This is a genomic window from Methanoculleus methanifontis (genome assembly GCF_030464365.1).
In the GTDB taxonomy this organism is placed as follows: domain Archaea; phylum Halobacteriota; class Methanomicrobia; order Methanomicrobiales; family Methanoculleaceae; genus Methanoculleus; species Methanoculleus methanifontis.
This window is the reverse complement of the sequence record NZ_VCYI01000024.1, coordinates 16,024-27,615: the sequence shown is the minus strand read 5'-3', so window position 1 is coordinate 27,615 and position 11,592 is coordinate 16,024. Positions and strand designations below refer to the sequence as shown.

Sequence of the window (11,592 nt, the reverse complement as noted above, 5' to 3'; positions counted from 1 at the left end):
GTCTGACCCGGAGGTCAGGCCGGAGAAGTTACTCTTGGAGAAAAAGGTGCCTCAGCACCTTTTTCGACTAAGAATGGGTTGGGTCTGACCCGGAGGTCAGGCCGGAGAAGTTACTCTTGGAGAAAAACTCCTTCCAATCTCATTCTTCCCCAAAACCGCACAGAACCCATTTTCTACCCGGAACCATCCGGGCTTGAAGCAATTCCGAAAGGCATTACTCTTTCAGGCACGGATTTATCTTAACAGCAAATGATACCCTAACGGGAGTGATAAAGTTGGGAAAGAAAGTTGTCGTGACGGGGGTTCCCGGTGTCGGAAAGACCACCGTCATCAATGGTGCGATGGAGAAGCTGGCGGCCGAAGGTGTTGAGTATAAGACTGTCAACTTCGGCACGTTCATGTTTGAGGTGGCCAAAAAGGAGAATCTGGCCGCGGATCGCGACGAGATGCGCAAGCTCGAGAAGGACGTTCAGAAACGCCTTCAGCAGGCGGCCGCCTCGGGAATCGCCGCGATGGGCGGGGATGCAAACATCATCATCGACACGCACAGCAGCGTCAAGACCCCGACGGGGTTCCTTGCGGGGCTGCCCGAATGGGTGCTCCGCGAGTTGATGCCCGATATCGTCGTGCTGGTGGAGACCGACCCCGACCAGATCCTGATGCGCCGGCTCGGCGACGCCTCGAGAGCCCGCGACATGGAGGGGTTCCGTTCGATTGCCGAACACCAGGAGTTCAACCGCGCGGTCAGCGCGGCATACGCGATGTATACCGGCTGCACCATCAAGATCGTCCGGAACGAGAACTTCCTGCTCGAGCAGGGCATCGACGACCTGGTGAGTGTGCTGAGGTAACCTGATATGGTCGACCTGAAGAAGCACGGCCCGACGATCGCCCTCCTCTTTACCATGCTCGTGATGCTCTCGTACAGCGTCGAGTGGATACGGGTGACGGTCGGTTCGGCGATGGATGTAGTGCTGGGCCCCTTCATCGACACCCTCGGGGTGCCGTTCTTTGTCATGATCCTGATCCTCTCGAGCATCACGGGTCTCTACTCCTCGCTCGTCCAGAAGTACACCATCGACTACGAGAAGATGCAGGAGACGCAGGCGAAGATGAAGGTCTTCCAGAAGGAGTTCAGGGAGGCCCAGCTCTCCGGGGACGAAAAGAGGGTCAAGAAACTCCAGGGAAGACAGGAGCGGATGATGCAGGACCAGCTCGACATCTCCCGGCAGCAGTTTACGCCGATGGCGATCATCCTGGTGCTCTCCGTGCCGATTTTCTTCTGGCTTCTCCTGCGGCTTCCCGAGATCGGCGCACCGGCCGCCATTGAGACCGGGATCGTGATGCCCTTCCTCGGTGCGGTCAGCCTCTCGGGCGTTGCGTTCTGGATCGTCCCTGCGTGGATTCTCTGGTACATGCTCTGCTCGCTGACCGTCAGCCAGGTGATCCGGAAGTCTCTCAACATCGGGGGGCTCTGATGCGGATCACTCTCAGCGGGCCGCCGGGGAGCGGCACCACGTCGCTCGCTCGCTACCTTGCCGGGAAGCACGGGCTCGACCTCATCTCCGCGGGAGAGGTCTTCCGCCAGCTCGCGAAGGAGCACGGCATGGAACTCGCCGAGTTCGGGAAGTTCGCGGAGAGCGATCCTTCGGTCGACCGGATGATCGACGCCCGGCAGAAAGAGATCGGTGAAGCCGCCGACGATATCATCATCGAGGGCAGGCTCTCGGGCAGGATGATCGAGAACGCCGATCTCCGTATCTGGCTTTCCGCATCGCTCTCCTGCCGGGCAAAGCGTATCGCGGGGCGCGATGAGATGGACGAAGAGGGAGCCCGGGCCTATACCGAGAACCGGCAGCGATCGGAGGCCACCCGCTACCGGAACTACTACGGTATCGAGATCGACGACCTCTCGCCATACGACATCGTCCTCTCGTCCGAGACCTTCGGCGTGGACGCCCTCGGCACTATCGTGGACGCCGCGATCGCGTGCCTTGCACGGCAGCAGGCCGCCGACCTCTAAAGCCCCCCCGTCCTCTTTGCTTTTATCTTTTTGATGCGCCGGAGCCGCGTCCATTCCTGCCGTTCCACCTCGTCGCGCTGGTCTTCGATGAACCGGCGCAGCTCCGTGAGTTCCGGGATGACCTTGAACTCCAGCGCGTTCACCCTCCGCCGGGTCTTCTCGATATCGTTGAGGAGTTGCCTGACCCCTCCTTCGCGTTCGGCGGTTGCGATGATCGCCATAAGGAGTTCCTCGTAGGCGTCGGCTGCGTCATCGATGACCGACGATGTCCCGAGGATGCCGTAACCCCGCTGGTCGAGCGTCTTTCTCACCATCACCGGTTCGAGGTCCGGGAGCCGCACTCCAAATATGTTCCTGTGCCCGGCCATATAGGACGGATCAGCCTCCACCGAGAGCGCTGCAAGGAGCACGCCCGTCGCACCTTCCATCATGGCGGCGACCGCCACCATCTCCCGTGCCCCGGTATACTTCTCCTCGAGTGTCCGGCGCTCTTCTGCGGCCTCTTCGGTGAGCCTGACCAGTTCAAGCATCATGCCGTCGAGTTTCATCGATAAGAGCCGGTGCACCCGCTCTGCGAGTGCCAGCCGCCGCCTGACGATCAGGAGCCCGGCCCTGGTGGGTTTGATATCGTCGACCGGCATGATGCACTCCTACAGGACGATGTACTGCCATATTCGCTCGGGCGCGAGATCGAATGCTTTCCCCCGCGCGATTGCCCGCAGGTTCGCGACCTCGTACTTCTTCCGCTCAAGGTAGGCAAGCACCGGCAGAACCGAGAACGGGTGCCGCCGGGAGAGGGCTTCTAACTGGTGGAGCCTGACGCGGGTGACTGCCATCTCGACCTCGTGCACTGGCCGCCTGCGCCGGTGCCATCGCTGCCAGACCAGTTCTGCGGCATCGATGCTCGAGAAATCCGGATCCTGCCTGAGTTCGCGCACCGCCTGGGCGAGAACCGGGACGATGTTGGTCTCGAGGAAGACGCTGACAAACTCCCCTTCCGCCTCGATGCCGTAAAGCCTTCGGAAGAGGGCGATGGGGATACGGCCGCCGGGGATCATCGTCCGGTCGATGGTCGCGAGATCACACGCCTCTTCTGCGCAGTGGAGCCGGAGGAGGTTTCTCATGTTGGTGATGTCGATCTCGAACCGGAGGTACGCAATCAACTCCCGGCACCCGCTGCACCCGGTTGTGGCAAGACCGAGCAGGTCGGCGTAGTATTTCCGGTAAAGGTCGTTCTCGATCCGGGAGAAGGCACCCCTCTCACCGCAGACCCGGTAGTACTCCGCAAGAACCGGGTAGAGGCGCCAGCCCTGGAGCGCCTCGATAGCCTCGCCGCAGTTCGTGAAACTGAGGAGACGGTCGAGAAGCGCAGCGTCGAGTTCACCCGCCGGGACGAGGAGATCGCGGATCTGGTGCCGTGGTATGTCGTGAACCGTGCCCCGCAGGATCGCCATGACGTTTGCGATATCCCACCGGTTGAGGTATTCTCCGGTCAGGGTATGCAGGTCGCCGGGAGCGGTCGCCATGGCGTGGCGGAACGACCGGGCCAGGCTGCGGTTTACCACCTCTTCGATGAGCTGGGCACCGGAAAAGTCGTGCGCGAGATCCAGGACATGCTGCCGGTATTCTTCCTGCCGGCTGAGGTAGCCGATCACCTCCGGTATGCTCATCCGCATGATCCGCAGGTATGCCTCACGGGGAAGGAGCGTCGTCCTCCTTACCCGGAACCGGGTGCAGGCGTAGATGCACGAGGGGGAGGTCACGCCCGGCGAAGGCATGCACTCCCATTACTGTTCTCCTCGTATAAATGCGCACCCGGTTCCGGCCGGGAAGGGCCGAAACCTACTGGTACCAGATGGTGTAACCGGGTGGAAGGAGGTCTCCGGGAGGCTTACAGCACCGGCATGACGATCATCGTCAACAGTTCGCTCTCCGGATACTCGGGCCCGTTGTAATAGTATTCGTAGGCGGTGCCGGCAGGCGTAAGCCCGTTCTTCTCTATCCAGTCCGCCATCTCCTCGTATGTCGACGCCATCTCTCTATATGCGCCGCGATGCATGCAGAAGACGACGTTGCTTTCCGGGATGGAGCCCGATTGGATCTTTCCCTTCTCCGGGAGTATCTTCGATACGGGAAACCCCATCTCCACATCGAGATCCTGCATGTCCATGTTGTGGTATGCCACATATGGTACGTCAGAGAGTAGTTCCCCGAGTTCCTTCAGGTAATCAGCCATTCTGCTGTAACCCTCACCGATCAGCACGGGCAGATCTTCGACCTTTGCCCTGGTGCGGATCGATAAGGTGGGTTGCTCTCGCTTTCGCAACAGTTCGATATTCGATACTCTCGGCATCTTACTCCTCCAACTCTCCCGACGCGCCCCTTTACCCTGCAAGCGTTCCGGGCTCTCTCTGTCGATGATTCCATCTCACTCGTCAAATACTTTCTGCCGGCAGGACGCTCCGCCCCCCGCCGACAAGATTCATATCCGGAGCCGCCAACCCACCATCGAGCACCATGCCCTATTCGGTCGTGACGGGGGATCTCTTCTCGGCCCACGACGCGCCCGGCCACCCCGAGTCGCAGGCACGCCTCGACGCCGCTCTCGCGGGGGTGCCGGTCGATGCCCGCCGCATCGCCCCGGAGCGGGCGACGCCAAAAGACCTGGCGCTGGTGCACACGCCGCGGCATATCGACTCGATCCGCATGTTCTGCCGGGAGTGCCCCCCGGGCCGGGCCTGTTACCTCGACCCCGACACCTATGTCACCTCCCGCTCGTTCGACGCGGTGCTGTATGCGGTCGGAGCCGCATGGCAGGCGGTGGAGCGGGCGCTAGCAGGCGAGCACTGTTTTGCTCTCGTTCGCCCGCCGGGGCACCATGCCATACCAGACCGGGCGATGGGATTCTGCCTCTTCAACAACGTCGCCGTTGCGACGGCGAAGGCGCTTCTATCGGTCGACCGGGTGGCGGTTGTGGACTGGGATCTGCACCATGGGAACGGCACTCAGGCAGCGTTCTACACCTCCGATCGAGTGCTCTACTGTTCGGTTCACCTGGCGGGGATCTTCCCCGGCACCGGGTGGCCGGAGGAGCGGGGTGCCGGGCCGGGTGCGGGGTATACCGTCAACGCGCCTCTCGAAGGGGGTTCGACCGGCGCCGACTACACCCTGGTCTTTGACGAGGTCTTTGTCCCGGTGCTCCGGCGGTTCGACCCGGACGTCGTGGTGGTCTCGGCAGGCCAGGACGCGCTCTTTGACGACCCGCTCGGTTCGATTCGTCTTTTGCCCGAAGACTTCGGGGCACTGGCCGGGATGCTCGTGGACGCGACGCCTGCGGCGCTCGCCCTTGTGCTCGAAGGCGGTTACGGCCGGTCGCATGCAGGGGCGATCGGGGCGATCGTTGCTGCCCTCGACGGGCCCCACTTCGAGCCCGCCGGCGGCGGAGCGAAGGCGAGCACCCGGCATCTTGTGGAGGCGTATGCCGGCGGCCGGCATGCCGTCCCCCTCTGACGTTGATCAGGTTCATCTTCTCCCGGGTCGATCGGATGGCTATGAACCGCATCTCCGTTCGAATTTTGGCTATTACGGGTGCTCTTCTCCTCCTCGCCCTTGCCGCCGTTCCGGAGGTCCTTGCCGTCGCGGTGTACCCGGGAAGCGAGTTGACGCTCACGGGAACGAGCACGGGGAGCGATACCGTCTACCTCTTCGTGACCGGCCCGAACCTCCCGGCCGCCGGCGGGCGGCTTGACGATCCGCATACGGCCGTCCGTTCTGGAGACGGGGGGAGTTTCACGAGGGTGACGGTCGGTGCCGACGACCGCTGGACCTACCGCTGGAGGACGGGTGAGGCCGGGCTCGATCCCGGGACATACACCGTCTACGCCGTGGAAGCGCCCGTAGACCGCCGGAACCTCTCGGGGCATGGGTACACGACCATCCCCGTCACCTTCGGGGTGCCTCAGAGAACCCCGGCTACGGGGACCGCCGTGTCCGCCACCTCGCCCGCGGAGACGGAGACGCCGACGGCGACGGTGCCGGCAACGACGCCCGATCCTGAGCCCACGTCAGCAGCGCCTCCCCTCGCCGTCCTCATGACGGCCGGCGCGGCGGTTGCTGCGGCGATCATCTTCCTGCGGCGCTGACCTTCCCGGGACGGGGTCTCCACCCCATAAATATATATCCAATAATGTACTATTTTGTACAATGATGTGTAGTTTGGTCAGAGTCGTCCGGTCACACCGGCCTCCGTCCCGCTACACACGTTCCGTCTGAACGCTCGTCGAACCTCAATAGTATGAAATCGATACCATGAAATCGAGAGATATTGCAATTGTCGGCATACTCCTTGCCATAGGGGCCATCATCAGGTACATGTCCCTCCTGATCCCCGGCCCCATCGTATCGAACCTCGTGATCGCCTTCTACAGCCTCGCCATCATCCTCATCGCGCCCACGTTCCGCGAGGCGCTCGGGATTGGCGTCGTGGCGGGCGTCGTCTGCGCGCTTCTCAGCCACTCGATCTTCCCGCCCGCGAACCTCATCAGCGAACCCATCGGGGCGGTCGTCTGTCTTGGGACCTACCTGGTGCTGAGAGACCGGTTCGTGCTCGCCCCGGCGGTGACGACCCTTGTTGCCACCTTTGCGAGCGGATTCTCGTTCATCGTCATCTCCATCCTTGCCGTGGCTCCAACGGTCCTTGGGAAGTTCGGAACGCTCGAGGCGTTCCTCGCGGTCACCGTGCCGATCGTACTGATCACGGCTACGGTCAACGCCGCCGTCGCGCAGGCGCTCGAGATGCCCGCATCGCGGGCACTGATGCGAGGAACCCGAGAGAAGGCCCCGGGACGGGATGCGAGGCCGGTCGATGAGTCCTGAGACCGGGGGGGAGATCGCCCTTTCCCTTCGGGGGGTCTCCTACACCTACCCCGGTTCGGAGACGCCAGCGCTCAATGGGATCAGTCTCGAACTCCGGAAGGGGGAGATCGTCTTCGCCACCGGTCCCACCGGGGCGGGCAAGACGACGCTCTGCCTTGCGGCGTCCGGCATCCTCCACCACGAGTACGGCGGCACGCTCGGGGGTGCGATCACCATCCTCGGAAAGAGCGTCCGGGACTACCGGAACATGGGCGAGATCGGGAGAGATGTCGGCGTGGTCTTCGACGACGCCGAAGCCCAGCTCATCTTCACGACCGTCGAGGAGGAGGTCGCCTCCGGGCTTGAGAACCTCGGCCTCTCCCGTGAGGAGATGCAGCAGCGGCTCCGCGCGGTGATGGAGGCGACCGGGATCGCCGATCTCGCAGACCGTGCCCCGCACACCCTCTCCGGAGGACAGAAGCAGCGGGTTGCCATCGCCGCAACCATCGCGCTCGGAACGAAGGTCCTGATCCTCGACGAACCCACCGCCGAACTGGACGCGGAATCGACGGCTGCGGTATCCGCCCTTCTCCGGCGGCTCTCCGGCGAAGGTACCGGCGTGCTCATCGTCGAGCAGAAGATCGGCGAGCTCGCCGCCATCGCGGACAGGATGGTCGTCGTCAAAGATGGAGCGATCGCAAGGACCGGGGTGCCTGCGGAGATGATGCAGGAGTCCGTCCAGGAGCACCCGGCGACCGGCGCTGCCCGGCCTCCCGGCCCGGCGGCCCCCCTCCCAGGAGAGGGAGTCCCCGTCATATCCGTCCGGGGGCTCGTCCACCGCTACGACGGGGTTGTGGCCATACAGGGCCTCGACCTCGAGGTCGCTTCCGGAGAGATCGTGGCCGTGGCCGGGGAGAACGGGTCCGGGAAGACGACGCTCGTCAAGCACTTCAACGGGCTGCTTCGTCCAACCGAAGGCAGCGTCACCGTCGACGGACTCGACGCCGCAACCGTTCCGATAGCCGAGCTCGCGCGCCACGTTGGCCTCGTCTTCCAGAACCCGGACACCATGCTCTTTGCGGAGACTGTGGCGGACGAGGTGGCGTTCGGTCTCAAAAACATCGACCCCGGCGCTTCGGAGGAGCCGGTCGACGCGGCCCTCCGCGAGGTCGGTCTCCTCCACCGGAAGACGGCCTACCCGCGCTCGCTCTCGCGGGGCGAGCGGCAGCGCCTGGCGATTGCCTGCATTGTCGCCATGAAACCGAGGGTCATCGTGCTCGACGAGCCCACGACCGGGCTCGACGCCTGCGAATCGGGGAGGGTCATGGATGTCCTCAGCCGCCTGCGGCAGGACGGCCACACGATCGTCATGGTGACGCACGATATGCGTCTTGGAACGGAGTATGCGGATCGCATCGTCAGGATGGAACAGGGAAGAATTGTCGATAACAGCGGAACTTTCGAGGAAGAACCATGTCTGAAATCATGCAGTACGTCACCCGGGAGAGCGCCTTTCACCGCCTCCACCCGCTCACCAAACTGATCTTTGCGATCGTCGTCGTAGCCCTTGCGGTGTTGACGAGCGATACCGCGATGCTCGCGGTCCTTGCCGGTGCGGTCGTGGTTATAGCGGTCGCGAGCGGGCTCGCCCGCGATCTCCTCCGCCAGGTTCCGCTGCTGCTCATGCTCGCGGTGAGCCTGCTCGCCCTCACCATCCTCACCATCAGGAGCGGGGAGATCATCGGTTACCTGGTTCCGCAGTCGGTCCCGGTCATCGGCGGGGCGTTCCCCGTAACAGCGGGGGCGATCGACCTCGCGCTCGCGATGTCGCTCCGGTTCGCCGCGATGCTCTTTGCGTTCCAGCTCCTGGTCATATCGACCCAGCCGCGCGATCTCGTCCACGTCATGGACCGCCTCAGGATGCCGGTCGACTACACCCTCATGTTCTTGATCGCGCTCCGGTTCATCCCGAGCCTGCAGCTCGAGGGGAAGCGGATTCATGAAGCGCAGCTTGCCCGCGCCTACAACCCCGGAAAAGGCCTTGCTGGAAAGATACGAGGGCTCTTTCCCATCATCATCCCCCTGGTCTCGAACTCGCTCGGGAAGGCCACGATCCTCGGGCTGACCATCGACCTCCGCGGCTACCGCTCCGGCAGGCGGACGCCGATGCGCGACCTCTCCCCGGGCCGCGCCGACGTCGCCGGGATCTGCTGCATGGGCCTTGTGGTCGCAGGGTATTTGGCCGTGCTGCTCGTATAACCTGGTATGCGCGACGATACCCTTCCGGCGGCGTTCGAGTTCTACCTGGGTGGGAGCGCCGGGCCGTCCCTCTACGTCAGGCTCGTGGAAGGCCGGCTCCTCTACGAGTGGGCGAGTGCCGGCGGCTATTCGGGGATGGTGATGGAGGCATCACCCGCGGAGGGGGAGTGGGCGCGGTTCCGGCAAGTCGTCGACCGGCTCGGCGTCCGTGAGTGGGAGCCGGAGTACGTCTCCGCCCACTCCTGCTGCGACGTCACCTACTGGCACCTGCGGGTGGATATGGGCGGGTGGAGCACCGTCGTCCGCGGTGCAAACGCCTACCCGGGCTCACCCGGCCCGGAGGTCTCGAAGCAGTTTCGGGAGTTCCTCGCGGCGGTGAAGCGGCTGATCGGGCGCGAGCCGTGATCGTTCAGGAAATAGGCTTTGTTAAATCCCTCTTCTGATTGAACCTCTCCCTGAATTGTCCATACATGGCTCACGCGAAGTCACACCACCAGCCTCTGATTGGCAACCGGGTGTTGTCTGGAGGTTGTGTGAAGCATTTCAACAAGGCCAGGAAATGACCTTCCCCAGGTGTCCGAGGCTTCGTTCATAGTCCTGAAACGAGTTCGGCTCGACGACCTTCGTGGCGCCCGGTGGGAGAGCCGCCATCACGCGGCGAAAATCGATGTTGCCGTCGCCGCAGGCCAGGTGTTCGTCCTGGATTTTGCAGTTGTCGTGCAGGTGAACGTGGATTGCTTCTCCGCGTTCCAGGAACGCCTCCAGGTTGCCGTTTGTGTGGGCATGCCCCACGTCGAGGGCGAAGCCGAGGTTCCGGTCGGCGAGGCGGTCGAGGAACCCCGGCGACCTGAAGAAGCAGATCTGCCACGCACCCATGTTCTCGACGGCGAACCGGACGTTCACTTCCTGCTGAACCGTGGCGAGGTCGTCGAGCGACCGATCAAGGGCTCGCTCGGCCGCGCTCAGCATCTCTTCTCCCCAGATGTGTCCCGGGTGAACGACCAGCCGTTCGGCACCGATCCGGTCGCAGACCGCTGCGAGATCGCCGAGAACCCTGACAGCCGCTCTTCGAAGGTACTCGTTCTCGGACGCGATGTTGATATCGGCGACCGGTGCATGGACGGTGTAGTGGAGATTGAACGAACGGCAGACCTCTTCAAACCGGAAGAGGCAGTGGGGGCCGTCGGAGAGGATCTCCGCGAGGTTCGTACGGCTGGAGATGAGACCGAGCGCCTCCTCGAGTGTCCGGTCCATCAGGCAGCAGGTGGAGCAGCCGATATCGTGCACGTCCCGGCCTACCTCTTTTGCAGGAGCAGGACTGCTGCGGATAATGCGCAAATGAGTGTGATCGCGCCGAACCCCGGTGACTGGACAGCTCCGGTTGCCTCCGGCGTACCCTCCCCGGTGGTGTCCGGATGGATGTAGTCCGCCACTTCTTCCAGCGCATCCACGATCCGCGGGCTCCCCCGGCTGACGATGTCAGCATCGATGACGTAGACGCGGTCGTTCCTGACCGCATCGAGCCTCTGCAGGCGGGGCTCGTTTATGATGTAGTTGTAGATGGCGTCGTATCCGTCCCGGTCCATACCGCTGCCCGAACTGACCAGGATGTAGTCAGGATTCGTGGTGACGAATTCTTCGAGGCTGACGATGCTCCAGCCGTCAACCGAGCCGAACGCATTGGTTCCGCCGGCAATTGTGATCACCTCGTTCTGGAACGTCCCCTGCCCGCAGACCCAGAGCGGGTCGTGCCAGATGACATGGGCGACGGACGGCTGTTCGTCCCGGGTCTCAGCTGCCTCTTCGGCAACAACTCCCATGCGCGCCCGGAGTCCTTCGATGAGTATTGACGCCTGCTCTTCCTGCCCGGTTGCCCTTCCGGCAAGTTCGATGTCGTGCAGGACACCGTCGATCGTCTGCGGGTCGAGGGTGACAACGGTCATCCCCAGGGTTCGCAGGCGGTCGATGACTTCGTCGGTGTTGGCGGGCGTGGTGAAGATCAGGTCGGGCTCCATAGCGATCACCTTCTCGATGTTGACGGTGCTAAAACCGCCTACTTTCGGTTTTTCGGTTGTTGCCGGTGGATAGTCGCAGCGTTCGGTGACGGCGACGATGCGGTCCTCAAGCCCGAGGGCATACAGGATCTCGGTGTTGGAAGGCGCGAGCGAGACGATTCTCTGCGGTTCTCCCCGGATGAGGACTGTCTTCCCGGAGTCTTCGGTCACTTCCACGCATCGTTCGCCGCTGTCTATGGGTGCCGCACCGGCCGTCCCGGTGAGCAGGAGCAGCACGGCGAGCGATGCAACAGAAAGTATCAGGCGCGTGGTTCGCATTACTAAGTACACTTGCGTTGAGGTAATAATAATTTACAAATCGAGTTCGCGATGCGGCACAAAAACGCTTGCCGGTCGCAGTTCTCCCACCTCTTCTTCCCAAAACGATCCGGCGCGTATTGG

14 protein-coding genes are annotated in these 11,592 nt (G+C 63.0%); 9 read left to right on the top strand and 5 right to left on the bottom strand.

The genetic code is table 11. From position 1 onward, the window contains the following. Positions 1-275: 275 nt before the first annotated feature. From FGW20_RS13125 to cmk, 3 genes are read left to right on the top strand one after another with little or no spacing between them, the layout of a single operon-like run. Positions 276-851: an adenylate kinase gene (locus tag FGW20_RS13125; RefSeq protein WP_301678534.1), complete on the top strand. Its 576-nt coding sequence runs from the start codon at positions 276-278 to the stop codon at positions 849-851. A gap of 6 nt (positions 852-857) precedes the next feature. Then, a complete protein-coding gene (locus FGW20_RS13120; RefSeq protein ID WP_301678533.1) occupies positions 858-1,478 on the top strand; it encodes a DUF106 domain-containing protein in 621 nt (206 codons plus the stop codon). Continuing rightward, entirely contained in the window at positions 1,478-2,023 is a 546-nt protein-coding gene (gene cmk, locus FGW20_RS13115) for a (d)CMP kinase (RefSeq protein ID WP_301678532.1), read from the top strand. The genes FGW20_RS13120 and cmk overlap by 1 nt, the downstream gene beginning before the upstream one ends. Here cmk and FGW20_RS13110 read toward each other — a convergent pair. The 3 genes from FGW20_RS13110 to FGW20_RS13100 form a co-directional block, all read right to left on the bottom strand. After that, positions 2,020-2,664, bottom strand: a complete 645-nt coding sequence (locus FGW20_RS13110) for a V-type ATP synthase subunit D (RefSeq protein WP_301678531.1) — start codon at positions 2,662-2,664, stop codon at positions 2,020-2,022. The genes cmk and FGW20_RS13110 overlap by 4 nt on opposite strands. Before the next feature lie 9 nt (positions 2,665-2,673). Beyond that, positions 2,674-3,801, bottom strand: coding sequence for a V-type ATP synthase subunit C (locus tag FGW20_RS13105; protein WP_301678530.1), 1,128 nt, complete (start codon positions 3,799-3,801; stop codon positions 2,674-2,676). Positions 3,802-3,914: 113 nt separating this feature from the next. Further along, positions 3,915-4,376, bottom strand: a complete 462-nt coding sequence (locus FGW20_RS13100; protein WP_301678529.1) for a GyrI-like domain-containing protein — start codon at positions 4,374-4,376, stop codon at positions 3,915-3,917. A 164-nt stretch (positions 4,377-4,540) separates the two neighbouring features. On the opposite strand from FGW20_RS13100, the gene FGW20_RS13095 reads away from it, so the two are divergent. The 6 genes from FGW20_RS13095 to FGW20_RS13070 all read left to right on the top strand — a co-directional run bounded on the left by FGW20_RS13095 (position 4,541) and on the right by FGW20_RS13070 (position 9,541). Then, complete coding sequence (locus FGW20_RS13095) at positions 4,541-5,533, top strand: histone deacetylase family protein (protein WP_301678528.1); 993 nt, start codon at positions 4,541-4,543, stop codon at positions 5,531-5,533. A 41-nt stretch (positions 5,534-5,574) separates the two neighbouring features. Further along, positions 5,575-6,165, top strand: coding sequence for a hypothetical protein (locus FGW20_RS13090; protein ID WP_301678527.1), 591 nt, complete (start codon positions 5,575-5,577; stop codon positions 6,163-6,165). A gap of 166 nt (positions 6,166-6,331) precedes the next feature. Continuing rightward, positions 6,332-6,898: a hypothetical protein gene (locus FGW20_RS13085; RefSeq protein ID WP_301678526.1), complete on the top strand. Its 567-nt coding sequence runs from the start codon at positions 6,332-6,334 to the stop codon at positions 6,896-6,898. Beyond that, positions 6,888-8,420, top strand: a complete 1,533-nt coding sequence (locus FGW20_RS13080) for an ABC transporter ATP-binding protein (protein WP_301678525.1) — start codon at positions 6,888-6,890, stop codon at positions 8,418-8,420. Before FGW20_RS13085 ends, FGW20_RS13080 begins: the two co-directional genes overlap by 11 nt. Next, the gene (locus tag FGW20_RS13075) at positions 8,351-9,136 is read left to right on the top strand and encodes an energy-coupling factor transporter transmembrane component T family protein (RefSeq protein WP_301678524.1); all 786 of its coding nucleotides are present in this window, start codon (positions 8,351-8,353) and stop codon (positions 9,134-9,136) included. Before FGW20_RS13080 ends, FGW20_RS13075 begins: the two co-directional genes overlap by 70 nt. A 6-nt stretch (positions 9,137-9,142) precedes the next feature. Continuing rightward, positions 9,143-9,541, top strand: coding sequence for a hypothetical protein (locus FGW20_RS13070; RefSeq protein WP_301678523.1), 399 nt, complete (start codon positions 9,143-9,145; stop codon positions 9,539-9,541). Positions 9,542-9,679: 138 nt separating this feature from the next. Here FGW20_RS13070 and FGW20_RS13065 read toward each other — a convergent pair whose 3' ends face one another. After that, positions 9,680-10,423: a sugar phosphate isomerase/epimerase family protein gene (locus tag FGW20_RS13065; RefSeq protein ID WP_301678522.1), complete on the bottom strand. Its 744-nt coding sequence runs from the start codon at positions 10,421-10,423 to the stop codon at positions 9,680-9,682. An 8-nt stretch (positions 10,424-10,431) separates the two neighbouring features. After that, positions 10,432-11,469 carry an ABC transporter substrate-binding protein gene (locus FGW20_RS13060; RefSeq protein WP_301678521.1) on the bottom strand — a complete coding sequence of 346 codons (1,038 nt, stop codon included), beginning with the start codon at positions 11,467-11,469 and terminating at the stop codon, positions 10,432-10,434. Between the last annotated feature and the right edge of the window lie 123 nt (positions 11,470-11,592).

Bases quoted from the DNA above. Each gene is read 5' to 3' on its own strand.
- FGW20_RS13120 (WP_301678533.1), top strand. From the start codon at position 858: ATGGTCGACCTGAAGAAGCACGGCCCGACGATCGCCCTCCTCTTTACC.
- cmk (WP_301678532.1), top strand. From the start codon at position 1,478: ATGCGGATCACTCTCAGCGGGCCGCCGGGGAGCGGCACCACGTCGCTC.
- FGW20_RS13110 (WP_301678531.1), bottom strand. From the start codon at position 2,664: ATGCCGGTCGACGATATCAAACCCACCAGGGCCGGGCTCCTGATCGTC.
- FGW20_RS13105 (WP_301678530.1), bottom strand. From the start codon at position 3,801: ATGCCTTCGCCGGGCGTGACCTCCCCCTCGTGCATCTACGCCTGCACC.
- FGW20_RS13100 (WP_301678529.1), bottom strand. From the start codon at position 4,376: ATGCCGAGAGTATCGAATATCGAACTGTTGCGAAAGCGAGAGCAACCC.
- FGW20_RS13095 (WP_301678528.1), top strand. From the start codon at position 4,541: ATGCCCTATTCGGTCGTGACGGGGGATCTCTTCTCGGCCCACGACGCG.
- FGW20_RS13090 (WP_301678527.1), top strand. From the start codon at position 5,575: ATGAACCGCATCTCCGTTCGAATTTTGGCTATTACGGGTGCTCTTCTC.
- FGW20_RS13085 (WP_301678526.1), top strand. From the start codon at position 6,332: ATGAAATCGAGAGATATTGCAATTGTCGGCATACTCCTTGCCATAGGG.
- FGW20_RS13080 (WP_301678525.1), top strand. From the start codon at position 6,888: ATGAGTCCTGAGACCGGGGGGGAGATCGCCCTTTCCCTTCGGGGGGTC.
- FGW20_RS13075 (WP_301678524.1), top strand. From the start codon at position 8,351: ATGTCTGAAATCATGCAGTACGTCACCCGGGAGAGCGCCTTTCACCGC.
- FGW20_RS13070 (WP_301678523.1), top strand. From the start codon at position 9,143: ATGCGCGACGATACCCTTCCGGCGGCGTTCGAGTTCTACCTGGGTGGG.
- FGW20_RS13060 (WP_301678521.1), bottom strand. From the start codon at position 11,469: ATGCGAACCACGCGCCTGATACTTTCTGTTGCATCGCTCGCCGTGCTG.